29 protein-coding genes are annotated in these 26,397 nt (G+C 67.3%); 12 read left to right on the top strand and 17 right to left on the bottom strand.

Annotated features, from left to right (window positions below; all coding sequences use genetic code 11):
• The first annotated feature begins 113 nt into the window (after positions 1-113).
• Positions 114-983, top strand: coding sequence for an alpha/beta hydrolase (locus NDO75_RS11530; protein WP_310906421.1), 870 nt, complete (start codon positions 114-116; stop codon positions 981-983).
• Between the two features lie 74 nt (positions 984-1,057).
• Here the strand turns inward: NDO75_RS11530 and aspS are convergent, their stop codons facing one another.
• A complete protein-coding gene (aspS, locus tag NDO75_RS11525) occupies positions 1,058-2,362 on the bottom strand; it encodes an aspartate--tRNA(Asn) ligase (protein WP_310906419.1) in 1,305 nt (434 codons plus the stop codon).
• An 86-nt stretch (positions 2,363-2,448) separates the two neighbouring features.
• Between aspS and NDO75_RS11520 the strand changes: the two genes are divergently transcribed.
• Entirely contained in the window at positions 2,449-3,231 is a 783-nt protein-coding gene (locus NDO75_RS11520) for a Sir2 family NAD-dependent protein deacetylase (RefSeq protein WP_310906417.1), read from the top strand.
• A 24-nt stretch (positions 3,232-3,255) separates the two neighbouring features.
• Here NDO75_RS11520 and NDO75_RS11515 read toward each other — a convergent pair whose 3' ends face one another.
• The 6 genes from NDO75_RS11515 to NDO75_RS11490 all read right to left on the bottom strand — a co-directional run bounded on the left by NDO75_RS11515 (position 3,256) and on the right by NDO75_RS11490 (position 7,014).
• Entirely contained in the window at positions 3,256-3,903 is a 648-nt protein-coding gene (locus NDO75_RS11515; RefSeq protein ID WP_310906415.1) for a helix-turn-helix domain-containing protein, read from the bottom strand.
• 82 nt (positions 3,904-3,985) lie between these two features.
• A complete protein-coding gene (locus NDO75_RS11510) occupies positions 3,986-4,687 on the bottom strand; it encodes a phosphoglycerol geranylgeranyltransferase (RefSeq protein ID WP_310906413.1) in 702 nt (233 codons plus the stop codon).
• A gap of 220 nt (positions 4,688-4,907) precedes the next feature.
• Entirely contained in the window at positions 4,908-5,081 is a 174-nt protein-coding gene (locus NDO75_RS11505) for a hypothetical protein (RefSeq protein ID WP_310906412.1), read from the bottom strand.
• 145 nt (positions 5,082-5,226) lie between these two features.
• A complete protein-coding gene (locus tag NDO75_RS11500; protein ID WP_310906410.1) occupies positions 5,227-6,417 on the bottom strand; it encodes a threonine synthase in 1,191 nt (396 codons plus the stop codon).
• Between the two features lie 196 nt (positions 6,418-6,613).
• Positions 6,614-6,790 (bottom strand): 50S ribosomal protein L37e, encoded by a 177-nt coding sequence (locus tag NDO75_RS11495; RefSeq protein ID WP_310906408.1) that lies wholly within the window; start codon positions 6,788-6,790, stop codon positions 6,614-6,616.
• Positions 6,787-7,014, bottom strand: coding sequence for an LSM domain-containing protein (locus NDO75_RS11490; protein ID WP_310906407.1), 228 nt, complete (start codon positions 7,012-7,014; stop codon positions 6,787-6,789). Before NDO75_RS11490 ends, NDO75_RS11495 begins: the two co-directional genes overlap by 4 nt.
• Positions 7,015-7,192: 178 nt before the next feature.
• Here NDO75_RS11490 and NDO75_RS11485 point away from each other — a divergent pair, with 178 nt between their 5' ends.
• Complete coding sequence (locus NDO75_RS11485; RefSeq protein ID WP_310906406.1) at positions 7,193-7,495, top strand: hypothetical protein; 303 nt, start codon at positions 7,193-7,195, stop codon at positions 7,493-7,495.
• Between the two features lie 135 nt (positions 7,496-7,630).
• On the top strand, positions 7,631-8,590 hold the full coding sequence (locus tag NDO75_RS11480; protein WP_310906405.1) for a zinc-dependent metalloprotease: 960 nt from the start codon (positions 7,631-7,633) through the stop codon (positions 8,588-8,590).
• Positions 8,591-8,611: 21 nt separating this feature from the next.
• Here NDO75_RS11480 and NDO75_RS11475 read toward each other — a convergent pair whose 3' ends face one another.
• Genes NDO75_RS11475 through NDO75_RS11465 form a run of 3 tightly spaced genes read right to left on the bottom strand, consistent with a single transcriptional unit; the run spans position 8,612 to position 9,848 of the window.
• Positions 8,612-8,836: a hypothetical protein gene (locus NDO75_RS11475; protein ID WP_310906404.1), complete on the bottom strand. Its 225-nt coding sequence runs from the start codon at positions 8,834-8,836 to the stop codon at positions 8,612-8,614.
• Entirely contained in the window at positions 8,833-9,237 is a 405-nt protein-coding gene (locus NDO75_RS11470; protein ID WP_310906403.1) for a nuclear transport factor 2 family protein, read from the bottom strand. The genes NDO75_RS11475 and NDO75_RS11470 overlap by 4 nt, the downstream gene beginning before the upstream one ends.
• A 59-nt stretch (positions 9,238-9,296) precedes the next feature.
• Entirely contained in the window at positions 9,297-9,848 is a 552-nt protein-coding gene (locus NDO75_RS11465) for a hypothetical protein (RefSeq protein WP_310906402.1), read from the bottom strand.
• A 136-nt stretch (positions 9,849-9,984) separates the two neighbouring features.
• On the opposite strand from NDO75_RS11465, the gene NDO75_RS11460 reads away from it, so the two are divergent.
• Positions 9,985-10,239 carry a hypothetical protein gene (locus NDO75_RS11460; RefSeq protein ID WP_310906400.1) on the top strand — a complete coding sequence of 85 codons (255 nt, stop codon included), beginning with the start codon at positions 9,985-9,987 and terminating at the stop codon, positions 10,237-10,239.
• A gap of 14 nt (positions 10,240-10,253) precedes the next feature.
• Here the strand turns inward: NDO75_RS11460 and NDO75_RS11455 are convergent, their stop codons facing one another.
• Positions 10,254-10,808 (bottom strand): hypothetical protein, encoded by a 555-nt coding sequence (locus tag NDO75_RS11455; RefSeq protein WP_310906399.1) that lies wholly within the window; start codon positions 10,806-10,808, stop codon positions 10,254-10,256.
• 207 nt (positions 10,809-11,015) lie between these two features.
• On the opposite strand from NDO75_RS11455, the gene NDO75_RS11450 reads away from it, so the two are divergent.
• Positions 11,016-13,865 (top strand): AAA domain-containing protein, encoded by a 2,850-nt coding sequence (locus tag NDO75_RS11450; protein WP_310906397.1) that lies wholly within the window; start codon positions 11,016-11,018, stop codon positions 13,863-13,865.
• 36 nt (positions 13,866-13,901) lie between these two features.
• Here the strand turns inward: NDO75_RS11450 and NDO75_RS11445 are convergent, their stop codons facing one another.
• Complete coding sequence (locus NDO75_RS11445) at positions 13,902-14,744, bottom strand: hypothetical protein (RefSeq protein WP_310906396.1); 843 nt, start codon at positions 14,742-14,744, stop codon at positions 13,902-13,904.
• A gap of 141 nt (positions 14,745-14,885) precedes the next feature.
• On the opposite strand from NDO75_RS11445, the gene NDO75_RS11440 reads away from it, so the two are divergent.
• Positions 14,886-15,731, top strand: coding sequence for a phosphatase PAP2 family protein (locus tag NDO75_RS11440; protein ID WP_310906783.1), 846 nt, complete (start codon positions 14,886-14,888; stop codon positions 15,729-15,731).
• Positions 15,732-15,777: 46 nt separating this feature from the next.
• On the opposite strand, the gene NDO75_RS11435 is transcribed toward NDO75_RS11440, so the two are convergent.
• Positions 15,778-17,331, bottom strand: a complete 1,554-nt coding sequence (locus NDO75_RS11435; RefSeq protein ID WP_310906395.1) for a class I adenylate-forming enzyme family protein — start codon at positions 17,329-17,331, stop codon at positions 15,778-15,780.
• A gap of 154 nt (positions 17,332-17,485) precedes the next feature.
• On the opposite strand from NDO75_RS11435, the gene NDO75_RS11430 reads away from it, so the two are divergent.
• A complete protein-coding gene (locus NDO75_RS11430; RefSeq protein ID WP_310906393.1) occupies positions 17,486-18,241 on the top strand; it encodes a crotonase/enoyl-CoA hydratase family protein in 756 nt (251 codons plus the stop codon).
• Between the two features lie 58 nt (positions 18,242-18,299).
• Here NDO75_RS11430 and NDO75_RS11425 read toward each other — a convergent pair whose 3' ends face one another.
• Positions 18,300-18,497, bottom strand: a complete 198-nt coding sequence (locus NDO75_RS11425; protein WP_310906392.1) for a hypothetical protein — start codon at positions 18,495-18,497, stop codon at positions 18,300-18,302.
• 110 nt (positions 18,498-18,607) lie between these two features.
• Here NDO75_RS11425 and NDO75_RS11420 point away from each other — a divergent pair, with 110 nt between their 5' ends.
• A complete protein-coding gene (locus NDO75_RS11420) occupies positions 18,608-19,777 on the top strand; it encodes an ion channel (RefSeq protein WP_310906391.1) in 1,170 nt (389 codons plus the stop codon).
• Here the strand turns inward: NDO75_RS11420 and NDO75_RS11415 are convergent.
• The 3 genes from NDO75_RS11415 to NDO75_RS11405 form a co-directional block, all read right to left on the bottom strand.
• Complete coding sequence (locus NDO75_RS11415) at positions 19,741-20,742, bottom strand: AIR synthase family protein (RefSeq protein ID WP_310906390.1); 1,002 nt, start codon at positions 20,740-20,742, stop codon at positions 19,741-19,743. The genes NDO75_RS11420 and NDO75_RS11415 overlap by 37 nt on opposite strands.
• A 200-nt stretch (positions 20,743-20,942) precedes the next feature.
• On the bottom strand, positions 20,943-21,944 hold the full coding sequence (locus NDO75_RS11410; protein ID WP_310906389.1) for a TIGR04024 family LLM class F420-dependent oxidoreductase: 1,002 nt from the start codon (positions 21,942-21,944) through the stop codon (positions 20,943-20,945).
• Positions 21,945-22,142: 198 nt separating this feature from the next.
• The gene (locus NDO75_RS11405) at positions 22,143-22,919 is read right to left on the bottom strand and encodes an SDR family NAD(P)-dependent oxidoreductase (protein WP_310906387.1); all 777 of its coding nucleotides are present in this window, start codon (positions 22,917-22,919) and stop codon (positions 22,143-22,145) included.
• Between the two features lie 168 nt (positions 22,920-23,087).
• Between NDO75_RS11405 and NDO75_RS11400 the strand changes: the two genes are divergently transcribed.
• The 3 genes from NDO75_RS11400 (at position 23,088) to NDO75_RS11390 (ending at position 26,283) form a co-directional block, all read left to right on the top strand.
• Positions 23,088-24,290, top strand: a complete 1,203-nt coding sequence (locus NDO75_RS11400; RefSeq protein WP_310906385.1) for an alpha-hydroxy-acid oxidizing protein — start codon at positions 23,088-23,090, stop codon at positions 24,288-24,290.
• A complete protein-coding gene (locus NDO75_RS11395; protein ID WP_310906384.1) occupies positions 24,287-25,024 on the top strand; it encodes an HAD family hydrolase in 738 nt (245 codons plus the stop codon). The genes NDO75_RS11400 and NDO75_RS11395 overlap by 4 nt, the downstream gene beginning before the upstream one ends.
• A 197-nt stretch (positions 25,025-25,221) precedes the next feature.
• The gene (locus tag NDO75_RS11390; protein ID WP_310906383.1) at positions 25,222-26,283 is read left to right on the top strand and encodes a phosphotransferase family protein; all 1,062 of its coding nucleotides are present in this window, start codon (positions 25,222-25,224) and stop codon (positions 26,281-26,283) included.
• Positions 26,284-26,397: the final 114 nt, after the last annotated feature.

Genomic DNA, 26,397 nt, shown 5'->3' with positions numbered 1-26,397 from the left:
GCCACACGTATATCGAATGTTTTCCCACTTCCACCCAGTATAATAGGTCTTAAATATACTCAATATAGGGGAGGAAAAGTAAATCCACGACATGTGCTCCGATAGTATGTACCATGCCAGACAACGACTCGTACACAGACGAACCGGCGGCGGACGGATCGACAATCGATCGGCGAACGTTCATGAAAGCGACTGGCACGACGATCGTCGGCGGGACGGGGCTGGCTGCGGCCGGATCGGCCTCTGCCCAGTTCGGCGGTCCAGAGGTCATCAACGTCGAAGACGGCTGGTTCGGCTGGAGCGCCGACGGAAGCCTCCCCCTCACCGACGAACTGCTGATCTTCATCCACGGCTGGTTCGGCGACACCACCGTCTCGAGTCAGGCCGCCGACGTGCTCGGCTCCCTCGAGTCCGGCGGCTACTCGCCCGATCGGACCGTCGCCATCGAGTGGCCCGCGACGAACTTCAACTACTACGGGGCTGAGGGCGACACGGAGAACGTCGGGGACGTCGTCGCCGGCCTCATCGAGGACTTCTACGACAACGGCGGCGGCAGCGTCCGCCTCGTCGGCCACTCGCTGGGCGGCCGCTGTGTCTACTGGACCGCGACGAAACTCTCGAGCGGCTACGAGATCGAGACCGTCGCTGGCCTCGGGACGGCCGCCGACGGCTCGGAGATCTGCGGCGATCCGTGGAACCCCGGGCTGAGCAACGCCTGCCAGGTCCGCAACTACTACTCCCAGAACGACTCGACGGTCGGCAGTGCGTACGGCGGCTTCGGTGACACCGCGCTGGGCACGGAAGGGGCCGGCTGCGACCCTGCCTCGAACTACACCGACGTCGACGTGACCGGCACCGTCGGCGGTCACCTCGAGTACCTCGGTGACGCGACGGTCTGCGCCGACCTCGCCGCGGCCATCAACAGCGGCTCCTGTACCAGCGATGGTGACAGCGGTGACGGCGGCTGGTTCGACTGGTTCTGAGCGGTCGCGAACGGAAGAACGAAATCGTTTCTCGAGTCGAACGAGACGTCTCGCTGGCTCTCAGAGATTTCGCCCTATGGGCTCAATCTCTGGCGGTCTCGCGGGAAGAGAACGGCCTCCCGGATGTTGTCCAGCCCGAGGATCGTCATGATCAGGCGTTCGCCGCCGAGACCGAAGCCGGCGTGGGGCGGCATGCCGTACTTGAACATCTTCGTGTAGTACTCGAACTGGTCGGGGTCCAGGCCCTGCTGTTCGAAGCCCTCGATGAGCTTCTCGTGGCGGTGCTCGCGCTGACCGCCCGAGACAAGCTCCATCCGCGGGTGCATGAGGTCGAAGCCGGTCGATAGCTGCGGATCGTCGTCGTGGTCCTTGATGTAGAACGGCTTGATCTCGCTGGGCCAGTCGGTGATGAAGTAGTGGCCGCCGACGTCCTGGCCGAGGGCCTTCTCGGCTTCCGTCGAGAGGTCGTCGCCCCAGACGAGTTGCTCGTCGAGTTCGCCCGTCGCGTTGATGCGCTCGATGGCGTCCTCGTAGCTGATGCGCGGGAAGTCCTCGTCGGGGGCCGTGAACTCGTCCTCGAGGTCGAGCGCCTCGAGTTCCTCCTGACAGTTCTCGCTCACCGCGTCGTATGCGGCTTTGACGACGCCCTCGACGACGTCCATCGCGTCGTTCTGGTCGCAAAAGGCACCCTCGAAGTCGATCGAGGTCGCCTCGTTCAGGTGCCGCGGCGTGTTGTGTTCCTCGGCGCGGAAGATCGGGCCGATCTCGAAGACGCGTTCGACGTTCGAGCCGGCGATGAGCTGCTTGAACAGCTGGGGCGACTGGTTCATGAACGCCTCCTCGCCGAAGTAGGTGATCGGGAAGAGTTCGGTGCCGCCCTCGGTGCCGGTCGCGACGATCTTCGGCGTGTTGATCTCCGTACAGCGGAACTCGCGGAACTGCTCGCGGACCGCCCGCAGGATCTCCGAGCGGATCTCGAAGACGGCCTGCACGTCCGGCTTGCGCAGGTCGAGGGTGCGGTTGTCCAGGCGCGTCGAGAGATCGGCGTCGACCTTCCCCGAGGGGTCGAGCGGCAGTTCGGGGTCGGCGGGCGCGATGACCTCGACGGATTCGGGCGTGATCTCGACGCCCGTCGGCGCGCGCGGCTCCTCCTCGACCGCGCCGGTGACTTCGACGACGCTCTCGCGAGAGACGCCGAGACCGGTCTCGACGAGGTCCTCGTCCATCTCGTCTTTCTCGAACTTGATCTGGATCTTGCCCGTGGTGTCCCGGAGAATCAGGAAGGCGATGCCCCCGAGATCGCGGATCTCGTGGACCCAGCCGGCGACGGTCGCGTCGTCGCCCGGCTCGGCGTCGGCAGTGTAGGTTCTGTCCTGCATACCTCCCGGTTCACGCAGGCGGAACTTAAGCGCAGTCGTTCGCGGCGAGATTAATCGTTTTGCCCGGCGGGCGCGAACAGGGGAACATGGACGACCTCGAGCGATTCGCTGACGACGTGCGGCGTGCAGACACGGTCGTCGCTTTCACCGGCGCGGGGATCTCGGCCCCCTCCGGCGTCCCCACCTTCCGGGGCGACGACGGCGTCTGGGAGCGGTTCGACGAGGGACAGTTCGCCTACGGCCGGTTCCAGCGCGACCCCGAGGGCTTCTGGACCGACCGCGTCGAGTTACAGCGGGAGATGTTCGACGGGGAGTACGAACCGAACGCGGCCCACGAGGCCCTGGCCGCGATGGGGGAGAACGGCCACCTCGAGGCGATCCTCACGCAGAACACCGACGGTCTCCACGGCGACGCTGTCGATTCGGCCCGGGACGACGGAGCCAGCGATGGGGACGAGACGGCGATTCTCGAGCTACACGGCAACTCCCAGCGGGTTCGCTGTACGGACTGCGGGAACCGTCGAGGCGGCGACCCGATCTTCGAGCGCGCGGCGGCGGGCGAACTCCCGCCGACCTGCGACTGCGGCGGCGTGTTCAAACCCGACGTCGTGCTCTTCGGCGAGCAACTCCCGGGCGCTGTAATTCAACGCGCGCGAACACTCGCACGCGAGAGCGACGCCTTCCTCGCGATCGGGTCCTCGCTCGTCGTCGAACCCGCCGCCTCGCTCCCGCGGCTGGCCGCGTCGACCGGCGCGACGGTGGGCATCGTCAACCTCGAGTCGACGCCCCACGACGATACCGCCGACGTGGTGGTCCGGGAAGACGTGACCGACGCCCTTCCCCGCCTGCGCGATCTCGTTCTCGAGTAAGGCCACGGTCGCGTCGCGTATCGCTCACTCGAGTAGCTGCGCTTCGATCAACTGCGCCTGTCCGCGCCGCAGGCGCTCGCTGACGGCCTGCGTCGAAATACCGAGTCGGTCGGCGACCTCGCTCAACCCCGTTTCTCGCGGAACCTCGAAGAACCCGCGCTCGTGGGCCAGAACGAGCGCCTCCCGCTGGGCGTCGGTCAACGCCGACTCGGATCCGTGCCGGCGGTCGTCGCCGTCGGAGAGCCGGTGTAGCTCGAGGGTGACGCCTTCGTCCGCGAGAAAGTCGTGATAGTCGCTGAACGATGCTCTGTCGGGAAAGCGCATCTCGACCTCCCAGCGGCCGTCCGAGCCGCGACAGTCGAGGAGTTCGCCGCCCGCGGCGACCCACCGCCGGTACGCCGCCACGACGTCGGTGTCGCTTCGCTGCAGTCGATAGCAGTCACGGCCGTCGACGCCGCCGATCCGCTCGAAGTCCGCGACCGTCGCGTCGGTGGCGAGCGCGTGCTCGACTCGCTCGCGGTCGCGATGGCGGACCCAGCAGAACAGGATCGGCCGCGCTGGGTTGAGGGCGTATTGACGTTCGATGGCGATGTCGACCGAGGGCAGCGCCTCGAGCGTCGGCCCGAGGACGAGCGCCGGCGACGACGCCTCGAACGAAGCGAGGAGACTCATGAGGCGTCGTGCAATACGGAGCGACAAAACAGTTTAGGCCACTGTTACCGGATCTAACGTATCGCGAGCCGCGCTGGCCTCGTTACGCGTCGTTGGCAGCGTCGACGGTCTCGCGGACCGCCTCGATCCCTTCGTCGTGGGCGAGATCGCCGACGACGATAACGTCGGCGTACTGCGCCATCGTGTAGGCGGAATCGTAATCGTGGATGCCGCCACCGTAGAAGAGCGTCGAGTCGTCGAGCGCTTCGGCGGCCGCTTCGACGACGCCCTCGTCGCCGAGCGTGCCGGAGTATTCGACGTAGACGATCTCCTGACCGAACATGTGCTCGGCGACCGTCGCGTAGGCGGCGACGTCGTCGGCGCCGAGATCGCAGTTGGCCTCGGTCAGCTCCGCCACGTCGGCCTCGGGATTCATGACGATGTAGGCCTCGGTCGTCGTCCGCTCCCAGTCGAGATCGCCCTCGAGTCGCACCCACTCCTTGTGGGCCTCGGTGATCCAGAACGGCGAGCCGGCGTTGAAGACGGTCGGGATGAGATAGCCGTCGAGCACGTCGTCCTCGAGGACGACCTCGGGGTTCGACGGCTCCTGATAGAGGGCGACGTCGTGTTCGGCGCAGGCGTCGATGACGGCGCTCATGTTCTCCTGGGTGATGCCCATGGTACCGCCGACTTCGATCGCGTCGGTGCCGGTCGCACAGAGATCACCGTAGGTCACACCCTCGGGTAACTCCTTGTCGGGATCGATCTTGAGGATGTGATTCCAGTCCTCCCAGGGGGTAGTCATACCGCGTCGTTTCCCGACAACCAGCAAAAACGCTACGGAACGAGCCCGTCTCGCGGATCCGCGGTCGAAACCGTTCTGGACCGACCGATCGGCGGTCTCGCGGACGACACGGCGGGGCGAGCCGTGTTCGTCCTGATCCGGTCACGGGCTCCGGTCGGGCCCCCACGACGGTGCGTCTGTGACCTCGAGGCGGGCGCGCGTTCGTGACTCCCAGCGCAGCTCACAGCTGTTCTGCGCTGACAGGCCGCATCGCGCCGTCTTCCTCGAGCTCCCAGATCCGCAGGACGAGGTGGGCCTTGCAGTAGTACTCGGCGGTCTCGAGCCCGGTCTGCCCGTTCTCGATGACGAGCTGGCATGTGGCCCCGTTCGAACACTCTGGTGAATGTTCACACATTGGTACTCGTTTCGTCTACTCGTCTCGCAGTCAAGACCTTGTCGGTGAATCGGTTCGGCCGTTTCGTCGAATACGCCCGCTGCTAGTGGTTTCTCCCGCCATACTGAGGGGTACCACCGACTGCAGATTCACTGCGGCGACCGAACTAGACGCCCTGCCCCATCAGGTGGCTGCGCAGCACGTCGGCTTCCTTGTTCCCCGATCCGATGTTGACGATGACGACCGTCTCGTCGCCGTCGAACGCACTCTGTTCGGCGAGCGCCCACGCGCCGCTGGCCGCCGCCGCGGCACTGGGAATCATTTCAAGCCCTGCCGCCTGGGCCACCTGCACGGCGGCCTCGAGAATGTCTGGATCGTCAGTCGCGACGCCGCCGCCGTCGGTATCGCGGACCGCCTCGAGCACGCGCCGGCTCGCCGCGGGATCCGGGACCTCGAGTTCGCCACAGATCGTGTCGGGGCGCTCGACCGGTTCGTGTTCGTCGCGGCCGTCCTCGAGGGCTTCGACGATCGGCGCACAGCCCGACGCCTGGGCGGCGTAGAGAGCTGGCAACTCGTCGATCAGGCCCAGTTCACGGAACTCGGCCGCGGCCTTCGCGAGGCCGACGATCCCGACGCCGGCACCCGTCGGATAACAGATCGCGTCGGGGACGGTCCACTCGAGCTGTTCGGCGATCTCGTAAAACAGCGTCTTCGCGCCCTCGTGGCGATAGGGGGTGTCGAACGCCCGGAGCGAGTACCAGTCGTCGTGCTCGTCGAGGCCTTCCTCGAAGGCTCCGACGGCGTCGCCGAAGCGACCGCCGACCACGTTCATGTCGCCGCCGTGGACGTTGACCATCGCCTTGTTCGTGAAACCCGAGCGCGAGGGGAGGTACGCGTGCGCGTCCAGCCCCGCGCGGGCCGCATAGGCCGCGACGGCCTGGCCGCCGTTACCCGTCGAGGGGAGCGCGACGTCACTCGCGCCGTGTTCGGCAGCGGCAGTGACGGCGACCGACGCGCCGCGGTCCGTGCTCGAGCCGGTCGGATTCCGGCCGTCGTCTTTGATCAGGACGCGCTCGACGCCGAGTTCGTCGGCCAGATCGGGGCAGTCGACCAGCGGTGTCGCGCCCTCGCTCGTCGTCACCGCCGACTCGCGGGAAAACGGGAGCAGTTCGGCGTAGCGCCACTGCGAGTCGAACGGCCGGTCGGCGAGCGTCTCGCGATCGAGGTCGATCGCGTCGTAGTCGTAGGTCGGATCGAGCGACCCGCCACAGTCCGGGCACCGGTGGGACTCGGCGGCGTCGACAGTGGCCCCGCAGTCGACACACTCGAGTCCGGCGAACGCGTCTGTCGTCTCCATAGTCGATCCTTCGCGGCGGCGAACTAAGGGCTGTTCATCGGCGCGGCAGACAGCGACGGCCGGTCGCACGATGCCGCGCTCGAACTCGACCGACAGTACCGCTGCCGGCCGATCGGCCGGGTGTCACGCACCGACGAACGCCGGCGGCACCGCTGAGACGCGATTCGAGACGAGAACGAACGAGAGAACGGAGAGATCAGTTGTCGCCGGCCTTCGACTGCCACTCGTAGTCGCGGCGTTTGGCGGACTTGCCGAAGCCACACGACGAGCACTGCTTCTTTTTCGAGTGGTAGGACTTCTCACCGCAGCGACGACACTTGACGTGAGTCGTCTTGTTCTTCTTTCCTTGGCTCGGGGTTCCTGCACCAGTCATGGAGTGATCGAGACGACGTTGTCGCCGCGTATAATGGTTGTGTCTTCGACCGGCGTCTCCTCCTCGATGCCGCCCTCGACGGGGATCGTCACGTCATCGAGCACCAGATTCATGTGCTGATCGTAGCCGGCGAGGTCGCCGACGTACTCGTCGCCGCTCTTGAGTCGTACCGTGACGCGTTCGCCGAGTGACGCCTCGAGGACGTCCAGCGGTCGTCCACTCATACGAAACACCGCTGGTGATGGACACTTAATCGTACCGGTCCAGATGCCGGCTTCGGGCGGATGGCCCGCCACCACGTCGTGTGGGAACAGGACGATCGTCACGGTAATCTGTCGCTACACACGTCAATAACGGAGACCTAACCAAACGGCTAAGTGACTTCTCGTGGACCGTCGGCCTATGGGAGACACCAACCTCACCCTCATCGAGTTGCATTTCGACGGCGACGCGCGGTTCGGACTGGGATCGATCGGCGAGGCGCTGCCGTTCGGCGGTTCCGAGTCGTCGACAGAGCTCGAGACCGAAACGGAAACCGAGACGGACGAAACCGAAGACGACTCCGGCGGCGCGGGCAAGAGCGCCGTCGGCGCGCTGGTCGCGCTCGTCGTCCTCGTCGGCATCGCCGCCGCCGCCCAGAAGTTCCGCGGCGACGAGGAACCGGAACTCGAGGCCGAAGAGGAGCCCGACGTCATCGTCAACTGATCGTCGCCAGATCGGACACCGATCAGCGGCGAACCGCGACGCGGATCCCGTCGGCAATCGGCCGCCGGCGTCGACGCGTCACACCGAACGGAACCGAGCCGAACGCTTTTGCGCTTCCTGCCCCTAGTGAAGGTTGTGAATCTCTATCGCAGCGCCCGGGCCGTCGCCGGGGCGTCCGGTGACGATGCGATCGACTGGCGGTCGGCCGCCGACGCCGCCAAGGCGGCGACCGATCCCGGGTCGCTCGACCTGACGCCCGGCGAGAGCGAGGCCTACGCCCGCGACGTTCGGGACGCACGGGACGCCGTGCGGACCGTCTCCGGCGTCGAGTTCGACGTTCCCGACACCGTCGAGATCCAGAATCGCCACCACTGGATCGACGCCAACGTCGCCACCTTCGAACGGGTCATGAGTTCCCTCGAGACCCACACCGGCACCTTCCCCGGCGTCGCCCGGACGATCAACACCGGGACGATGACCGTCCTGCTTTCCTTCCTCGGGCGGAACGTCCTCGGGCAGTACGACCCACTCTTGCTGGCTGACGCACCCGCGAACGACCACGCGCTGTACTTCGTCCGGCCGAACATCCTGAACGCCGCCGCGAAACTCGACGTCGACGCCGACCGGTTCCGCCGCTGGATCGCCTTCCACGAGGTGACTCACGCCGCCGAGTTCGGGGCCGCACCGTGGCTCTCGAACCACCTCGAGACCCGCATGGAAGACGGCATCGCGAGGCTCTCGGAGGGCTCGTTCGATCGCGAGGCGTTCCGTGATCTCGACGCGGCGATGACCGTCGTCGAGGGATACGCCGAACTCCTGATGGACCACGCCTTCGACGACGAGTACGAGGACCTCCGGCGCAAACTCGACGAGCGCCGGCAGGGACGAGGGCCACTCCAGAAGCTCCTCCGTCGCCTGCTCGGTCTCGGGCTCAAGGAACGGCAGTACCAGCGCGGTAAGAACTTCTTCGAACACGTCGTCACCGTCCGCGACCTCGAGACGGCGAGTCTCGTCTGGGAGGGACCCGAGAACCTCCCCAGCCACGACGAACTCGACGCGCCGGGGACGTGGATTCGGCGCGTCGATCGCCGATAGTCGCCGACGCGTTCCCTCGAGTCAGTCAGTCGTTATCCAGACCAGATACCAGAGCAACGCGCCGCCGGCGACGACACCGCCGAGTATCGCCGCGCCAATCACCGCCAGCGGAGCGCCGCTCTGAAGCGCGATCAGCCCACCCGAGAGTCCGACCAGCAGCACGAACGCGATCTTGAGCTGGTCGGCCGCGCTCGTCAGTTCGCTCGAGCGCGTCCGGCCGCGTCCCGGGCCACGACCGCGACTCATAGCTCGTGGGGAGCGCTGACGTGCATCCCGGCGAACTGCCAGTCCGGCGCGTCGGCGTCCGCCATCGCTCGTTCGATCAGCGTCCCGCTCCAGCGGCTGTCGAATCGATGTCGGTCACCGCTCTCCAGGTCCGTCCAGGCCATCGCGACCTCGTCGGCGACCGTCGCGAACCCGTCTCGTTCCTCGACGACGAGATGGCGGCTCTCGATCGACCAGCCCGCAGTCGTCTCGGTCTGTTCCTCGAGTGCCGCGGCGACCTCGCGACCGCCGAACAGGGATTCGCTGATGCCGAACTTGACGGTCGAGTCGTCGTCGCAGAAGTACGGTTCGAGGGGGTCGCCGTCGCGGAGGGCGTCGTAGTAGTCGCGGACGACGCCCTCGGCGGTCGCGCTCGGTGACATGGGTTTACTGTGAGCGCCCGGCGCCTAAGAGCCACCGGACGGGGCTGCTCGCCCGCCGGTCACATGAAGCCGCGATCGACCTCGTCGGTCTCGATCAGGTCCTCGAGTTCGCTGTTCAGTAGTTCGTCGGCCTCCTCGAACCGCTCGGAGAGATCCTCGAGTTCGTCCGGCCGGTCGTACTGGTCGTACTCCATCGGCCCGAAGGCGGGGCTCTCGATGGCGTCCATCACGTCGTCGAACAGATCCTGCGGGCGCGTCGGCGCGTCCGCGTGCGTCTCGAGGACCGTCTCGAGACGCTTTCCGACCGTTTCGGCCTGCTCCTCGTCCTCCGGCGGTGACTGAACCGCGAAGCGGCCACCCGAGTCACGCTCGGGGAGGAACGAACCGATCTCGTCGTCGACCTTGCGGGCGACACGGCTGCCGACGCCGCGGACCTCGAACGGGTTCTTCGCGTACGTTTTCAGGAAGAAGACGCCGGCCCGTGGATGCGCGAGGTACATGTCTTCGCCGACGCCGCTGGCGCGATCGCCGGCGACCGCACGCCAGTCTTCGGGATCGACGTCCCGCTCGGTGACGTCCTCGAGTACGTCCTGCCACTCGCGTATCCGCATGATCGACGGTTGGAACGCCGGCAGAATGAACGTATCGATTGAATCGAAAAACGCCGCAGGCGGACGGTGCGACGGGGGTCGAACCAAAAGGAATACGACGGCTCCCGGACCATAGATCGTAACTGACGCTTTCCCCATGTCCGGCCGCTATCAACTCTCGCTCGTCGAACTGTTTCGCGCCGCACCGGCCAAGAGCGCACTCGTGACGCTGACGCCGCTCGCACTCGCGCTCGGCCAGTTATGCAACAGTTACGTCAACGGCCTCTCCCCGGCCGTCTCGATCGCGTTCGCCGTGGCCATGATCGCCTTCGCCGTCGTCGCGACGAGCCACCACGCCGCGGAGTGCCGAATTCGCCGGCTCGAGGCCGAACACGGCCTGGGGCGGCCCTGAGCGCGAGACGCGTCTTACGCGTCCGGTCCCAGCTGGGTCGCAACCGTCCGCGTTTCTCTGGCCTCGTAGGCGTTGTAGCCGGCCAGTCCCGCGATCAGCAGTCCGGCCGCGATCGTGCTCCAGAACAGACCGCCGGTCATTCCGAGCAGCGCAGCCGAGACGATCAGCCAGACGCCGAGGATGGCGACCAGCGACGCGATGGCGGCGCTGAGCGGGATATCGTTGGTCACCCGGTAGTAGTTGTAGCCGGCCGCGGCGGCCACGACGAGTCCGACTAACACGTTGTTCCACAGCGGCGTCGCGTCCGTCTCGAAGACGAACGCAGAGAGGGCGACCCACGCACCGAGGGCGACGACGAAGAGGCCGAGTATCGAAGTCTTGCGTCGGCGCTCCTCGTTCGCGACCCGGGTCGACTCGTCGCGTCGGTCGCGGCCGGCATCGCGACGATCGCCGAAGCCGGTCCCGGAGTCAATGTCGGCGGACGCCGACTCGCTGCGGTTGATCGGCTCGTCGGTGTCGGACCCGGAGTCTCCGCGCGTCCGACGCTCGTCGTCGTTGGGGTCACTCATGGGACCGATGTTCGGTTCGAAATCTCAAAAACGGCCCGTCCGTTCCGCTCGTGTCGCTTCTCGAGACCAATCGAAACCGTCCGTAACCCAGTTTTACCGGGGCAGCGACGGTGACGACGCGTCCGTCAACGCGGGCGATCGGGGACGGAAACGAGATCTGTACGCGGACCGATAGCGTTTTTGATCGCTCGACCGTGACGATAGGCTGTGCACGTACGCGGAACCGTCGCGGGCGAGGTCGAGGTGCGGTCGGTATCGACGAGCTACGGCGAGAGCGACCTCGCCGACGTTCCGCTCCGGCTCGCGGACGAGGGCGAGCAGACGACCGACGACGCCCCGGCGACGCTCGGCGACGGCGGCACGGCGACGGCCGTCGGCGGCCGCGAGACGACGACGGTAACGCTGTGGAACAAGTGGACCGAGTCGGCCGAACTCCTCGAGCCGGGGATGGAGCTGCTCGTGACGAACGCGAAAGAGGAGGAGTACCAGGGCGAGACGAAGTTCGCGACGACGGGCGACTCCTACGTCGTCGTCGAGCCGTCCTTCCTCATTAGCGTGACCTCGATCCGCAACTGGGTCGAGTGTCCCCGACTCTACTACCTGAACAAGCTCTCGGGGGTACCGCTGAACTACCCCGTCGTGAAGGGGACGCTGGTCCACGAGGTCTTCGGCGACCTGCTGCGCGGGCGCGACATCGAGGAGTCGATCGAGGCCCGCGTCGAGGAACGGGGCCTCCAGCTCGGACTGCTCGGGGAGACGCCCGAGGCCGTCAAAGACGAAATCCGCGAGAACGCCACAGCGATCGAGGGCTGGCTCGAGCAGGGCCGATTGACGGAGGAGGACCGGGCGGCGACAGCCGCCGACAGCTCGGAGCGGGCGTTCACGCCCGCGGAGAGCAGCTGGCGCTCCGAACAACTGCTCATCAGCGAAACCTTCGGCATCCGCGGCCGGGCCGACGCGGTCCGCCGTGGGGCGCCGGTCGAACTCAAGACGGGCAAGAACCTCAAGAAGGAGCCGCGGTTCAAGGACAAGGTCCAGGCTGCCTGCTACGCGCTGTTGCTCGAGGAACACGGCGGCGACGTCGACATCGGAACGCTGCTGTACACGAAGAACTCGGCGCTGGATCGCAACGAGGAGACCGGTGATCTCACCCCCGCGAAGGAGTTCACGATGGGCGACGGGCTACTGAAGTACGTCGTCCGATTGCGCAACGAGATCGCGGCGATGGAGACGAAAGGGGACGTACCGACCGGCTACGAGGCCGACGCGAAGTGCGAGTACTGCTTCGAGCAGGACACCTGCATGGTGGTCTCCGGCCGACTCGATCAGGAGTCGAAGGCCGGCCAGATCGGCCAGTCCCTGCCCGACGAGGAACTCGACTACTTCGATCGCTTCTACCGGGCGATCGAGGAAGAACGCCGGGAGGTCCACCGCGAGTACGCGAAGCTCTGGGAGCAAAGCGCCGAAGAGCGAGCCGAGGACGATCGCGCGCTGATCGACCTCGAGTTCGTCGAGAAACGGCCGCTCGAGGGCGGGCGCTGGGAACTGCGCGCCCGTCGAACGGGCGGCGCGACCTCGAAGCTCCGCGAGGGCGACCTCGTGCTCGCGAGCGACGGGCATCCGGTCCGGGGCGACTCGGAACTCGCGATGATCGAGCGGCTGGGAAGCGCGGATCCGCGATCCGCGACGGATTCGAGCGGGCGAAGCCCGCGAGACGACGAGATCGTCCTGACCGCGGACGAGCCGGTCGAGGTGACGCGACTCGACGTCTACCCGTCTGAGCTGACCACCGATCGGCTTCTCGTGGCGCTCCACGACGCGCTGCTGAAGGGCGACGAGCGTCGGAAGGACGTCCTGTTCGGCCGCGCGAAACCCGAGTTTGCTGAACTCGACGAGACCTTCATTTCGAACAACGACGCCCAGAACGAGGCCGTCGAGAATGCCGTCGGCGCACGAGACTGCGCCCTGATCCACGGCCCGCCGGGAACCGGGAAGACCTACACCATCGCCCGCGCCGTCCGCGCGATGGTCGAGCGCGGCGAGCGCGTCCTGCTGTCGGCCTTTACGAATCGGGCGGTCGACAACGCTCTGGAGGCCGTACTCGAGCAACTCGAGGCCGCCGACGGCGTCGATACCGATCGAGTCGTCCGCGTCGGCTCGGAGAGCGGGGTCCGCGACGACATGGAGCCCTACCGGCTCGAGCGGGGCGGCGATCCCGAGGACCGCGTGGCGGAACTCCAGAACGCGCAGGTGGTGGCGGCGACCACCGCGACCTGCGGCTCGCGGGTGATGAAAGAACAGGCCTTCGACGCCGCGCTGGTGGACGAGGCCGCCCAGCTGACCGAACCCGGTACCCACGCGGCGATCAACCTGGCCGAGCGGTTCGTCCTCGTCGGCGACCACGAGCAGCTACCGCCCGTGGTGCGCGCGGAGAACGACCTCACCGAGTCGCTGTTCGAGCGACTCGTCGACCTCCATCCCGAGGCCGGCGTCATGCTCGACCGCCAGTACCGAATGAACCAGCGCATTCAGGTCTTCGCCTCGCGGGAGTTCTACGACGGACAACTCCGACCGGCGACGCCCGAGGTCGCGAGCCGAACGCTGGACGATCTCGAGGGCGTCTCCCGCGACCCACTGCCCGCGAACCTGCGCGATCCGGTCTCGTTCGTCGACGTCGAGGGTGACCGGAGCCGGTACACCGACAGCGAGGAGGCCGCCCGGATCGCCGAGTTGATCGAGGCCTACGAAACCGCCGGCCTCGAGCGATCCGACATCGGCGTCATCGCCCCCTTCCGCGCCCAGGTCTCGGAGATCTCCAAGCACGTCCCCGACGAGGTGGCCGTCGACACCGTCGACCGCTTCCAGGGCTCGAGCCAGGAGGTCATCGTCGTCTCCTTCACCGCGACCGGCTCGCTCGAGGGGCCAATCTTCGAGGACTACCGCCGGATCAACGTCGCGCTGACCCGGCCCAAGCGGGCGTTGGTGCTGGTCGGGGACGCGTCGGCGCTCGCGTCCGACCCGGTCTACGAGCGCATGCTCGAGTGGGCGCGTCGGTGACGTGGCAGACGACGCCGATGGCGTCGGACCGATCGGTTACTCGTCCGTACGACCGCGGCAGACGGTAGCCGTGTTTCCGTCGGTGGATTTCGACGTGTGTCCGGCGACGGGGACGGGATCGCCCTCGAGTCGATAGTCGAACGTATAGGCCGCGCTCCCGCCGGAAGCGTGAACGACAGCGATGGTCGCGGTACGCTCATCGCCGCCGCAATCGCCTGCAGCGGCCCCGTCGGGGAACGCGAACGGTGCGTAGGTCGTCTCGAACGGATCCGTCTCGCCCGGCGGAACGACGAGATCGGTCCGTGACGGGGAGAGCGGGCTATTCTCGCCGACGCCGACGACGCCCGGACCGAACGCGAGCGAGTCGCGCTCGGACGAGTCGCGTTGCGGGTCGAGGGTCGGATTCGGGACCCCGTCGTACATCGCAACGAACCGAACGAGGAGCGGGGCCTCGCCCTGGTTCTCAATCTCGAAACGAGCGCGGCCGTCGGAAAGGGCTTCGACGGACCTCACGAAGCCGTGAACGCGCTCCGGAATCCACAGCGAGGCCTCCCCGTCCGGCGTCTCGACCGTTACGTGAAGCGATCGGGCGACGTACGTCTCGAGGCGATCCGGGAAGACAACGGGAAACCGAACGGTCTCGGCCGGCCGCTCGACTGCCTCGTACGCTGTCCCGGTCGCTTCGTTCACGAGGGCGGCCTGCTGAACGTCGACGCCGTCGCGGAACCGGACGACGAGCTCCGTGCCGTCGAACCGATGACTCTCGAACACGGTGGAGGAGTCCAGCGACTCGCTGGTCCCCGAAAGCGGCACCGAACAGCCGGCCGAGAGCGGGACAGCCGCGGTCGCGAGGGCGTGAAGGAAGGGGCGGCGGTTCATAGCGGTACATCGCACGCACGTGTAACTATTCTTTCCTTTCGTGCGGCGTGGATGAGCGTGTTCTCCTGGTACACGACCACGGCCGTGGACACGATCGATACCGCCGACGTTTATCTTCCGCTGACCGTACCGTCCGGTGATATGCGACTCGAGGAGGCAAGTGCGACCGTCCGCAACGCCGTCCCGGCCGAACACGCGGAGATCGTCGTGTGGATCACCGAACTCGGCGGAACGACGGCCCTCATGTTCCTGCTTGCGGTGCTGTTCTGGTGTGGCAGCCGTCGGCGAAACGCGCTGGTAATCAGCTACGCGGTCGCCGGACTGGCGCTGGTGCTGACGCTCAAGACGCTGTTCGCACTCCCCCGGCCGCCGGCGGACGCGATGCTCGTCTCGCTCGAGGGTGCACGCGAGGGCTACGGCTTCCCGAGCGGCCACGCGTTCGCGGCGGCCGTCGTCTACGGCGGGCTCGTCTCGGCGTACGATCGGTGCGACGACTGGCGAGCCGTCCTCGGAGCCAGCACGCTCATCGCGGCCGTCTCGCTCTCTCGAGTCGCCCTCGGCGTCCACTATCTCGGTGACGTGCTCGTCGGAGCGGCCCTCGGGATCGTCTTCGTCGTCGCGATGGATCGATTGACCGGCGGCGATCCAACGGTCGGCTTCGCGATCGCGCTCGTCCTCGCGGTTCCCGCGGTCGTCGTCGCCGGCGGCACCGAAGACTCGCTGCTCGGCCTCGGCGGCTCGATCGGCGGCCTCCTCGGATCGCGCCGGTTGTCGGCGCTGCCGGAACTGCGCTCCCGCCTCGAGGGCGCGCTGCTCGTCGCGGTCGGCGGCGGGTTCGTGGTCGTCGTCCGGGGTCTCGAATCGATCGTCGGTTCGATCGAACCGCTCCTCGTCGTCCTCTACGCCGTCCTCCTCGCCGGAGTCGTCCTCGCGCCGGCCGCCGTCGGCCGGTTCGAGTTCGGCGCGCTCGAGTCGACGCGGGCGTGAGCCGACCCGTCCCCGAGCCGGCGCGAGGCGCGAAGACAGGGGCGACTCAGTCGAACCGGTCTCGCAGCGATACCTTGTCGATCTTTCGCGTCTCGGTCATCGGGAGCCCCTCGACGAACTCGACGCGGCGGGGTCGTTTGTAGTTCGCGAGCGCGTCCGAATCGCGACAGTGGTCGACGATCGCCTCTGCCTCGAGATCGTCGGCGCTCGGCACGATGATCGCGGTTACCGCCTCCCCGTAGCGCTCGTGGTCGGTCCCGATCACCGCCACGCTGCGAACGTCGGGATGCGTCGACACGACTTCCTCGACCTCGGCCGGATACACGTTCTCCCCGCCGGTGATGATCATGTCGTCGACCCGGTCCTCGATCCGGAAGTAGCCGTCCTCGCCGACCCACCCGAGGTCGCCGGTGTACAGCCACTCGCCCGACGACGCTCCCTCGTCGTCGCCCGTTCTCGATCGGACGTCGCCGAACTGCTCCTCGTTGACCGCCGGCAGGTCGTGGTAGCCGGGCGTGACGGTCTCGCCGCGGACCGTGATCTCGCCGACCTCGCCGGGCGGCAGTTCCTCGCGGGACTGGGGATCGGTGATCGTCACATCGACGAGTCGCTCGTAGGCCTGACCGATAGTCCCGTCTTTCTTCGCCTCGGGTCTGTTAAGAACCGCCAGCGGCGTCGTTTCGGTCATACCGTACCCCTCGGTGATCGTCACGCCGAACTGCTCTTCGAAGTCTCCGATCGCGTGTTCGGGGACGGGCGCGGAGCCGACGATCATCGCCTCCATATGGCTCAGGTCGTACTCGTCCGCGTTTTCGAAATGCAGCAGGTCCATCAGCATCGTCGGCACGATAAACGAGTAGTGGGCGTCGACCGCCTCACAGGCCTCGAGATACGCCTCGGGGTCCCACTCGGGTAGCAGCGCCGCGGTCCCGCCGGCGACGAGCGTCGGCGTCACCGTGATGTTCAGTCCGGCGACGTGGAAACACGGGGCGACCGTGACCGTGTTCGTCTCGCCCGATAGTTCGTACATCTCGACGAATCCCATGGCGTTCCCGATGTAGTTACGATGGGTGTGTTTGACGCCCTTCGGCTTCCCCGTGGTGCCGGACGTGTACATGATTCCCGCTACCTCGTCGCCTTTCGCCGCGTAGTTCCGGTCGGCGGGGTCGCCGGCCGCCACCAGTGCGTCGAACCGCTCCGCGCCCTCGCGATCGTCCGTAACGACGGCCGTCTCGAGGGAGTCGACGGTCTCGAGCAGCGACACCGCGCCGTCGGCGAAGGTGTCGGTCGCGACGATCCCGCGGGCCCCCGCGTCCTCGAGGACGTAGGCGAGTTCGTCCCGCTCGAAGCGGAGGTTGAGTGGGAGGTGGTTGACGCCGCGTTTCAGACAGGCGAGGACGGTCACGACCAGTTGCGGCGAGTTCGGCGCGTAGATCGCGAGCACGTCGCCCGACTCGAAACCGCGCTCGGCGAGCGAGTCGCCGAGGCTCGCCGCCTGCGAGACGAGTTCGTCGTAGGTCAGTTCCCGGTCGCCGAACCGGATTGCGGCCCGATCCGGATGGTTTCGCGCCGCGTGATCGACGTAGTCTGCGAAGTTCATACGGTATCAATGTGCAAATGTCAGAGGGTATATCACTACCGTAAATTCAAGTCCGAGGGGCCGCGAACCGGATCTGAACCGCGGTTTCACCGGACCGATCACCGCGAACGTTCCCGGCCAAATACATATCTGATCGGACAGAGAGGTGGAGGGTATGGTCAGCTACGATCGGAACGGGCCAGTCGCAGTGATCTCCATCGATCGACCGGATGCGAAGAACGCGATCGACGGCGAAACCGCGGCGGAACTGAACGATGCGTGGCAGCGCTTCGACGACGACGAGGACGCTGCCGTCGGCGTACTGACCGGCGACGAGGAGACCTTCTCGGCCGGGGCCGACCTGAAGAAGATGGACCTGGAGGACGGGCCGGAGGGGTGGCTGGGCTTCTCGCGCCTGGAGGTCGAGAAGCCGACGATCGCCGCCGTCGAAGGCCACTGCGTCGCCGGCGGCCTCGAGATGGCGCTCTGGTGTGACCTCCGCGTCGCCGGCGAAGGAGCCGCCTTCGGCTGTTTCGAGCGCCGGTTCGGCGTCCCGCTGGTCGACGGCGGCACCCAGCGCCTCCCGCGGATCGTCGGCCAGGGGCGGGCACTCGAGATGATCCTGACCGGCCGGCCCGTCGACGCCGAGGAGGCCAGGGAGTGGGGGCTCGTCAATCGCGTGACTGCGGACGGGGAAGCGCTCGAGACCGCCGTCGACATGGGGGAAACGATCGCGGACTTCCCGCAGACGACGGTCCGGACGGATCGGGCGGCGCTGTACGAGGGGCTCGGCGAACCCATCGAGAAGGGGCTACAGATCGAGGCCTGGCACGGCCGACGGGCGCTCGAGACGGCCGAGGAGGGGGCCGACCGGTTCGCGTCCGGCGAGGGCCGCCACGGCGCAGGGATCGACGACGATTCCGACCGGTAACGCGGGGAAGGACTCGAGCGGGATCGTCGAACGCGCCGCGGACCGGCGTTCGGGTTGCCTACCGCGACGAGTAGTCGATTTTCCCCTCGTCCTCGCTCTCCCGGACCCAGTACAGCCGTGCGTACGGGAGGTGAACGAAGCTCTCGTCCTCGAGTTTGAGCCTGACGCCCTGGACTTTTCCGGAGTCCGTGATGTCGTCGGCGTCGACCGATTCCTCGGCGAGCCCGTCCGGCGATTCGTAGGCGATCGTGGCCATACGTCTAGCGCAGGCGGCGCGGCACGATAAGTCCCGTGCGCGCGAATTCGCGCGATCGACGCTGGCGCGGCCGACTGGGGATTTACCGCCGTTGCGGGTGTAGAACCCGTATGCTCGAGGCGCTTCACCCGCGTCGACCCAGCGGCCGCGCCGCGGTCTGGATCGTCACCGCGATCGCACTCGCGTCGATCGGAACCGGCATCGGCGCGATCGTCACGCAACCGGCGCTCGAGACCGGTGGCGCGCTCGGCGACCTCCAGGCCGCCGCGGAGTTCAGCGGGACGATCGTCGGGTTCGCCCTGCTCGTCACCGCGTGGGGAATGCGTCGGGACTATCGGCTTGCCTACGCCGTCGCCGTGGCTCTGGTCTTCCTCGCTGGGGCTCACGGCGTCGCTCAGTTTCGGGCGCTGTCCGTCCCGCTCGTCGTTCTCTCGGTCGGCGGCCTCGTCGTCCTCGTGACCACGAGTCGACGGTTTACCCGCTCGAGCCACCTCGACGCGACGCAGGTCGGCGCGCTGCTCTCGATCGTCGGCGTCTTCTGTTACGGCACGGCCGGCGCCTACGCGCTGCGAAGCGGGTTCGACGGAGTCGAAAGCATCGTCGACGCGGTGTATTTCACCGTCGTGACGGCGAGTACCGTCGGCTACGGCGACGTTCACGCGTCGACTGACGCGGCGCGACTGTTCGCCGTCTCGCTGGTCGTCCTCGGCCCGGCGACGATCGCGGCCACGGCCGGCAGCCTGTTCGGCCCCGCGGTCGAGGCCCACCTCGCCCGAACCGGTCGACGGGCGACGGGACGCAGGGCCCGAGCTGCCGGCGAGGAAATCGGCGACGAGATCGACGCCGAATCACGGATCGTCGTCCTCGGGGCCGGCGAGACGATTCGGCCCGCGATCGCGGCACTCGCCGGACGAGCGTCAGTCACGGTCGTGACGGGCGAGGCGTCGGCCGTCACGCTTCCCGACGGTATCGAGGCAATTATCGGCGAACCGACCGCGGAACGGACGCTCGAGCGGGCCGGCCTCGAGACCTGCGACGCGGTCCTCGTCGGCGGGGGCGAGGACGACCAGCGGCAGCTCATGGCGGTCGCTCGGTCGGTGACGGACGCCAGAATCGTCGCCATCGTCGACGGGGAGGCGCTAGACGCGCTCGAGCGAGCCGGCGCGGACGCCGTCGTCGACCCCGAGGCCGTATTAGCGGCGGCGACGGTAGACGCGCTCCGGGATACCGACGAGTCCGTCGGTCAATCGTCCGCGTCGGCTGCCTCCCAGAGCGGGTAGAGCGCGTCTTCGATCGGCTCGGTGATCGACTCGCCGTCGAGGGCGAGTGCGGGTTCGCCGCCGTCGAGCGCCCGAACGGTGCCGATCGCGGCCGCCTCGAGGTCCGCGTCGTCGAGCTCCGCGAGACAGTTCTCGAGTGCGTCTTCGGGAACGGTCGCGACCAGCGCCCCGGAGCCGAAGATCCGGAGCGGATCGACACCGGCGGCCTCGCACAGCGCCGCGGTCTCCGCGCGGACGGGGACGGCGTCGCGATCCACCGCGAGCCGAACGTCCGAGGCGCGGGCCACCTCGAGCAAGCCGGCCGCCACACCGCCCTCGGTCGGGTCGTGCATCGCGGTCGCGTACTCGCGGACGATTCGAGCCTCGGGAGCGACGCTGATCTCCGAGAGGAATTCCTCGGCGCGGTCGCAGATCTCGGGGTCGACCTCGAGGTCGTCGCCGAAGTCGGACGCGAGGATGGCCGTCCCCTCGATTCCGGCGGCTTTCGTGAGGAGAACGCGATCGCCGGGTTCCGCGCCGCCGGTCGGGACGAACCGGTCGGTCGATCCCATCGCGGTCAGCGAGAGGATCGGGCGGTCGAGCTGGTCGACGTACTCGGAGTGGCCGCCGACGATCGACGCGCCGATCTCGCGGGCGGCGTCGTCGAGGTCGCGGCTGATCGCCTCGAGCGTGCGCTCGTCGGTCCCGGTCGGGAGGAGGAGGACGGCGGTCAGCCAGCGCGGATCGGCCCCCGACACTGCGACGTCGTTGGTCGCGACGGGGACGCCGAGTCGCCCCACCTGCGAGGCCGCGAGCGAGATCGGATCGGAGCTGACCACGAGCGTGCCGTCGCCGTCGGGCCAGTCGATCGCCGCCGCGTCCTCGCCGTCCGCGGGCCCCTGCAGTACCGTCTCGTCGGACTCGGCCGCCCCCGTCCGATCGAAGACGTGCGCGAGCAGGTCGTCAGGGCTCACCTTGCCGGGCATACCACGAACTGGGACGATGCGCCGTTTGTAGCTGTCGAAGGATTCGTTTCTCGTGGCGAAGGCGTCTTTCTTCGGAATCGATTACAGTGATACCCTGAAAGCGCCGTCGCCCCTTTCGTTCCCACCCGGACGTTGTTTGATCGGGCTGCTGTCGCAGAGCCTGGACGGCCACGGGGAAACGGACGGATTTCGAGAGCCGCTCAGTTCTCGGGCGCGACCGCTTCCATCGTCTGCCGGACCTGTTCCTCGTCCGCGCCGCGCGGGAAGCTGACCGCGATGGCGTCGATACCGTCGACATCCTCGTAGCGCTCGAGTTGCTCGCGGGCGGTCTCGGGATCGCCGGCCGCACAGAGGTCGTCGAGGATGTTCTCGTCGACGAGCTCGAGGGCGCGCTCGCGGTCGCCCTCCTGCCACGAATCGTAGATCTCGGTCGCCTCGTCGTACCCCTGGCGCTCGAGGGCGTCGCGATAGAACGTGCCCATGCCGCCGACGTAGAAGGCGACGTGCTGTCGGGTGAGCGCGCGGGCCTCGTCGGGATCGTCCAGCACACAGCAGGTGACGCCGGCGGTGACCTGCACGTCGTCGGGGTCGCGGTCGCCGAGGTCGGCACCGCGCTCGATGTCCTCGATGCGGTCTGCCATTCCCTCGGGAGTGAGCATGATCCCGTGCCAGCCGTCGGAGAACCGACCCGCGAGTTCGACGGCCTTGGGGCCCATGCCCGTGACCTCGATCGGCGGGGTCGTCTCCGGCGGGTCACAGCGCAGACGGAAGCCCGAGAGCTGGAAGTCGTCGCCGTCGTAGTTCACCGTCTCCCCCGACAGCACTTCTCGAACGATTTCGACGGTTTCGCGGGTTCGTTTGAGCGGGTTCCCGAACTCGACGCCGTGCCAGTTCTCGATCACGACGGGGCCGCTCGGGCCGAGGCCGAGCCGGAACCGACCGTCGGAGAGTTCCTGCAGGGTCGCCGCCGTCTGCCCCAGCAGCGCCGGCGAGCGCGAGTAGGTGTTGAGAATGCTCGAGCCGATGTCGATCGTCTCGGTCCGTTCGGCCATCGCCGAGAGCACGGTCACGCCGTCGCGACCCCACGTTTCGGGGAGCCACGCGCAGTCGTAGCCGGCGTCCTCGGCGGTTCGGGCGTAGTCAGCGATCGAGTCGATCGTCGGCTGTGCGGCGACGGGGAGGTGGACATCTCTGTCAGTCATCGTCATTCACAGAGGAAACACGGCCTTTTGGCTGTATGGGAACCGGAGGTGAGCGAACTATCGTTCACGCGGGCTTGCACGCCGACGATTGCGGCAGCGAAGCCGAACCCGTGAACGGGAGTGGTTCGCGGACGAATCGGTTCCGACCCGAGAGCCGGCCGCGACCGACTCACGCTCGAGAAACGAGCGACCAGGCGCTCAGACGTCGCGCTCTTCCTCGATCTGGGGAACGCCCTGAACGGTGATGGTCTCGCCGACCACGTACGAGGAGGCGGGGCTGGCGAGGAACTGCGTCACGTCGGCGATCTCCTCGACGGTGCCGATGCGCCGGGCGACCTCTTCGCGGTCGATGTTGTCGGCGGAGACGCCCATCTGGCTCTCGACGCCCGGCGTCGCGACGAAGCCCGGCGCGATGCAGTTGACGCGGACGTTCTCGTCGGCCCACTCGTAGGAGAGCGTCGTCGTCAGGTTGATCACCGCCGCTTTTGCCGCGCCGTAGGGACTCATCAGCGGCGAGCCGCGCTGGCCGGCCACGCTGGCGAGATTGATCACGGAGCCGCCGCCGTCCTGTAGATATTCGGCGGCGGCGTGGGTGCAGTGGTAGGTGCCGTTGATGTTGATGTCGATGATCGTCTTCCAGCCGTTCGGCGAGATGTCGTCGAAGTCGGCCATGAACGACGCGCCGGCGTTGTTGACCAGTACGTCGAGCCCGCCGAACTCCTCGACGGTGGCCTCGACGAGCGCCTCGACGGCCTCGCGGTCGGTCACGTCGCACTCGACCGCCAGCGCGCGCCCGGGGCTGTCGCTCTCGTTGATCGCCTCGGCGACGGGATCGACGTTCTCCTGTTCGCGCGAGCAGACGACGACGTCGACGCCGTCCGCGGCGAACCGTTCGGCGATGGACTTCCCGATACCGCTCGAAGAGCCCGTGATGATGGCGGTCTCGCCGTCGACGCTGAACTGTCCGGTGCTCATACGCGATCACCTGTGTCCCGAATCGTAGTTACCATTGTTAGCTCCACCCGCCCATTTTCAGCAATTGTTAATAAAGATGGGTATGGATACCGTACCGTTAAGTGAATGGGTGGCACTGACACAGGTACTCAGACGACGGCGGAACGGTCGTCGCGATAGAACACATCCATGTCACCAGACACCCCCGATTACGGACCGGATCGACAGGCCGAGGTCTATCTCAGCGGGATGCTCGAGGACGAACCGCCCGAGTTCCCCGTCTCCTACGAGGACCTCGTGGATCGCGCTCGCGAAGAACTGAGCGATGAGGCGTTCGCCTACGTCGCGGGCGGCGCGGGCTCGGAATCGACCGTCGAGGCGAACGACCGCGCCTTCGACGAGTGGCAGATCGTCCCTCGGATCATGCGGGACATCTCCGAGCGCGACCTCTCGGTCGAGCTCTTCGGTCACGAATACCCGTCGCCCGTCATGCTCGCGCCAATCGGCGTCCAGTCGATCCTCCACGGGGAGGCCGAACTGGCCGTCGCCCGTGCGGCGAGCGCGTTCGACGTGCCGATGATCTGTAGCTCCGTCTCCTCGTACTCGATCGAGGACGTCAGCGACGAACTCGGCGAGAGTCCCGGCTGGTTCCAGCTCTACTGGAGTTCCGACCGGGACGTGGCGGCCAGCTTCCTCGAGCGCGCCGAAGACGCGGGCTACGAGGCCGTCGTCGTCACGCTCGACACGCCGAAGATGGGGTGGCGCGAGCGCGACATCGAACTCGGCTACCTCCCCTTCCTCGAGGGCGAGGGCCTGACGAACTACTTCGAAGATCCGGCCTTCCGTGATCGACTCGAAGCGGACCCACAGGAAGACGAGGAGGCCGCGATCGCCTCCTGGCAGTCGTGTTTCGGCGACGCGTCGCTGACCTGGGACGATCTCGAGTGGCTGCAGGCCCAGACCGACCTTCCCGTCCTCGTCAAGGGCGTGCTCCACCCCGACGACGCCCGCGAAGCTGTCGAGCGCGGCGTCGACGGCATGGTGGTCTCGAACCACGGCGGCCGACAGGTCGACGGCGCGATCCCCGCGCTGGACGCGCTGCCGGAGGTCGTCGACGCGGTCGACGACGTAACGGACCCCGACGAGGATGTGCCCGTGCTCTTCGACAGCGGCATCCGGCGCGGGAGCGACGTCGTCCGCGCGATCGCACTCGGGGCCGACGCGGTGTTGCTGGGCCGGCCCTACGCGCTCGGCCTCGGGATCGGCGGCGAAGACGGCGTCCGTGCCGTCCTCGAGAACCTGCTCGCCGACCTCGACCTGACGGTCGGACTCTCGGGGTGTGCGAGCCTCGAGGAGGTCGATCGCTCGACGGTTCGGAGGGCCGAGCGATGAGCGAGGACGCGACCGTCGACGCCGGCGCGAGGGATCCCGACGCGGGCGAGTGGGAGGCCGTCTTCTGGGACATCGGCGGCGTCATCCTCGCGCTCGACACCGTCCAGGCCGCCCACGCGGACTTCATCGCGGACGTCCTCGAGCGCCACGGGGTCGACACGACGATCGAGGACGCGATCGACACTTGGCGGACGACCGTCGGCGACTACTTCCGCGAGCGCGACGGCACCGAATTCCGCTCCGCGCGCGAAGGGTACCACCGCGGGATCGAGGCCATCGTCGGCGAGGAGATCCCGAGAGAGGAGTGGCAACCCCGGTTCGACGAAGTCGTTAGCTCGTCGATCGAACCGATCGCGGGTGCCCCCGAGACGATCGCCCGGCTCGCCGATCGGGACCTCCACGTCGGCGTCATCAGCGACGTCGACGACGCGGAGGGGCGACGCATGTTAGAGCGGTTCGGCGTCCGCCAGCACTTCGACTCGATCACCACCTCCGAAGAGGTCGGGCGAACCAAGCCCGATCCGGCCATCTTCGAGACGGCGCTCGAGAAGGCCGGCGTCGCCCCCGAACGATCGTTGATGATCGGCGACCGCTACGACCACGACGTGAGGGGGGCCGACGAGATGGGGATGCACGGCGTCGCGTTCGGTGCCGACGACGGTCCGGCCGTCGCCTACCGAATCGAATCGCCGGAAGAGATGCTCGAGATCGTCGACGGGGAGCGAGACGAGTAGTCTCGGACGGTCGACCAGCCGGCCACGACCGTGCCGCACGGTAACTTGCATCTCGCAAACATTGTAAAAGAGGTATAGCGGCGTAACTATTTTCGTAAAGGGGGGAGATATTGGCACACGACAATGACAGACACGCACCGAAATCAGTCGGACGACACCGTACCGGCCACTCGTGCCGAGAACAGCGAACGGCTGCCATGAGCGAGAACTACTACGAGCGTCTCGTCGACGAGGACGCGCTGGCGGCGTATCTCGAGGACCACCTCGGATCGGTCGACGACTACGACATCGCCCGCCATCAGGAGGGGCACTCGAACGAGACGCTGTTCGTGACCTGGGGTGACCGGGAACTCGTCATCCGTCGGCCGCCGCCGGGAGAGACCGCCGACACCGCCCACGACGTCATACGCGAGTACCGCGTTACGAACGCAGTGGCCGACACCGACGTCCCCGTGCCGACGCCGGTGCTCGCCTGCGAGGACCACGACGTCATCGGGAGCGACTTCTACGTGATGGAACAGCTCGAGGGCGACGTGCTCCGGGAGGACGAACCGGAGCGGTTCGCCCGGCCCGAACACCGACAGCGGATCGGCGAGGAACTCGTCGACAATCTGGCGAAGATTCACGACCTCGACTACGAGGCCATCGGACTCGGCGAGTTCGGCCGTCCCGAGGGGTACACGCAACGGCAGGTCGACCGCTGGGGCAAACAGCTCTCGTGGGCGTTCGAAGTGACCGAAGACGAGCGGGAGGTACCCGACCTCCACGAGGTCGGCGACTGGCTCCGGGACAACGTCCCCGAGGAGCACCCGCACACGCTCGTTCACGGCGACTACAAGCTCGACAACGTCATGTTCGGGCCGGGGACGCCGCCGGAACTCATCGGCGTCTTCGACTGGGAGATGGCCACACTCGGCGACCCGCGCGCGGATCTGGGTTGGATGCTGTCGTACTGGCGCGACGCGAAAGACCCCGATCCGGAGCTCCCGGAACTCGTCACGCGGTTCATGGAACGCGAGGGGTACCCGACCCGACGCGAACTGGTCGACCGCTGGGAGGAGCTGACCGGCTTCGAGTTCGAACACGAGCGGTTCTACCGCGCGCTCGCCGTCTACAAGCTGGCCGGCCTCGGCGAGATGTTCTTCCGGCGCTACCTCGAGGGCAACAGCGACGATCCGATGTACCCGCTGATGGAAGAGCGCGTGCCGGCGCTCGCCGCGCGGGCCAAACGGATCATCGAAGGCGACGAGCCGCTCTGAGCATCGACCCATCAGGGCAGGCGATTTGCTGGGATCGCTATCGGACGACCTATCCGACGGCCGCCGCCGACCGGAACCGGACAACGCCCGGAAACTGAACAGTAGTTTTCACAG

The sequence above is a fragment of the Natrinema sp. 1APR25-10V2 genome, assembly GCF_031626495.1.
GTDB lineage: Archaea > Halobacteriota > Halobacteria > Halobacteriales > Natrialbaceae > Natrinema.
Note: the sequence above shows the minus strand (reverse complement) of the source record. Positions and strands in the feature narration are given on the sequence as shown.

What these genes read in the sequence shown, in the direction of transcription:
- NDO75_RS11530 (WP_310906421.1), top strand. Translation starts at nt 114, where the DNA reads ATGCCAGACAACGACTCGTACACAGACGAACCGGCGGCGGACGGATCG.
- aspS (WP_310906419.1), bottom strand. Translation starts at nt 2,362, where the DNA reads ATGCAGGACAGAACCTACACTGCCGACGCCGAGCCGGGCGACGACGCG.
- NDO75_RS11520 (WP_310906417.1), top strand. Translation starts at nt 2,449, where the DNA reads ATGGACGACCTCGAGCGATTCGCTGACGACGTGCGGCGTGCAGACACG.
- NDO75_RS11515 (WP_310906415.1), bottom strand. Translation starts at nt 3,903, where the DNA reads ATGAGTCTCCTCGCTTCGTTCGAGGCGTCGTCGCCGGCGCTCGTCCTC.
- NDO75_RS11510 (WP_310906413.1), bottom strand. Translation starts at nt 4,687, where the DNA reads ATGACTACCCCCTGGGAGGACTGGAATCACATCCTCAAGATCGATCCC.
- NDO75_RS11505 (WP_310906412.1), bottom strand. Translation starts at nt 5,081, where the DNA reads ATGTGTGAACATTCACCAGAGTGTTCGAACGGGGCCACATGCCAGCTC.
- NDO75_RS11500 (WP_310906410.1), bottom strand. Translation starts at nt 6,417, where the DNA reads ATGGAGACGACAGACGCGTTCGCCGGACTCGAGTGTGTCGACTGCGGG.
- NDO75_RS11495 (WP_310906408.1), bottom strand. Translation starts at nt 6,790, where the DNA reads ATGACTGGTGCAGGAACCCCGAGCCAAGGAAAGAAGAACAAGACGACT.
- NDO75_RS11490 (WP_310906407.1), bottom strand. Translation starts at nt 7,014, where the DNA reads ATGAGTGGACGACCGCTGGACGTCCTCGAGGCGTCACTCGGCGAACGC.
- NDO75_RS11485 (WP_310906406.1), top strand. Translation starts at nt 7,193, where the DNA reads ATGGGAGACACCAACCTCACCCTCATCGAGTTGCATTTCGACGGCGAC.
- NDO75_RS11475 (WP_310906404.1), bottom strand. Translation starts at nt 8,836, where the DNA reads ATGAGTCGCGGTCGTGGCCCGGGACGCGGCCGGACGCGCTCGAGCGAA.
- NDO75_RS11470 (WP_310906403.1), bottom strand. Translation starts at nt 9,237, where the DNA reads ATGTCACCGAGCGCGACCGCCGAGGGCGTCGTCCGCGACTACTACGAC.
- NDO75_RS11465 (WP_310906402.1), bottom strand. Translation starts at nt 9,848, where the DNA reads ATGCGGATACGCGAGTGGCAGGACGTACTCGAGGACGTCACCGAGCGG.
- NDO75_RS11460 (WP_310906400.1), top strand. Translation starts at nt 9,985, where the DNA reads ATGTCCGGCCGCTATCAACTCTCGCTCGTCGAACTGTTTCGCGCCGCA.
- NDO75_RS11455 (WP_310906399.1), bottom strand. Translation starts at nt 10,808, where the DNA reads ATGAGTGACCCCAACGACGACGAGCGTCGGACGCGCGGAGACTCCGGG.
- NDO75_RS11445 (WP_310906396.1), bottom strand. Translation starts at nt 14,744, where the DNA reads ATGAACCGCCGCCCCTTCCTTCACGCCCTCGCGACCGCGGCTGTCCCG.
- NDO75_RS11440 (WP_310906783.1), top strand. Translation starts at nt 14,886, where the DNA reads ATGCGACTCGAGGAGGCAAGTGCGACCGTCCGCAACGCCGTCCCGGCC.
- NDO75_RS11435 (WP_310906395.1), bottom strand. Translation starts at nt 17,331, where the DNA reads ATGAACTTCGCAGACTACGTCGATCACGCGGCGCGAAACCATCCGGAT.
- NDO75_RS11430 (WP_310906393.1), top strand. Translation starts at nt 17,486, where the DNA reads ATGGTCAGCTACGATCGGAACGGGCCAGTCGCAGTGATCTCCATCGAT.
- NDO75_RS11425 (WP_310906392.1), bottom strand. Translation starts at nt 18,497, where the DNA reads ATGGCCACGATCGCCTACGAATCGCCGGACGGGCTCGCCGAGGAATCG.
- NDO75_RS11420 (WP_310906391.1), top strand. Translation starts at nt 18,608, where the DNA reads ATGCTCGAGGCGCTTCACCCGCGTCGACCCAGCGGCCGCGCCGCGGTC.
- NDO75_RS11415 (WP_310906390.1), bottom strand. Translation starts at nt 20,742, where the DNA reads ATGCCCGGCAAGGTGAGCCCTGACGACCTGCTCGCGCACGTCTTCGAT.
- NDO75_RS11410 (WP_310906389.1), bottom strand. Translation starts at nt 21,944, where the DNA reads ATGACTGACAGAGATGTCCACCTCCCCGTCGCCGCACAGCCGACGATC.
- NDO75_RS11405 (WP_310906387.1), bottom strand. Translation starts at nt 22,919, where the DNA reads ATGAGCACCGGACAGTTCAGCGTCGACGGCGAGACCGCCATCATCACG.
- NDO75_RS11400 (WP_310906385.1), top strand. Translation starts at nt 23,088, where the DNA reads ATGTCACCAGACACCCCCGATTACGGACCGGATCGACAGGCCGAGGTC.
- NDO75_RS11395 (WP_310906384.1), top strand. Translation starts at nt 24,287, where the DNA reads ATGAGCGAGGACGCGACCGTCGACGCCGGCGCGAGGGATCCCGACGCG.
- NDO75_RS11390 (WP_310906383.1), top strand. Translation starts at nt 25,222, where the DNA reads ATGAGCGAGAACTACTACGAGCGTCTCGTCGACGAGGACGCGCTGGCG.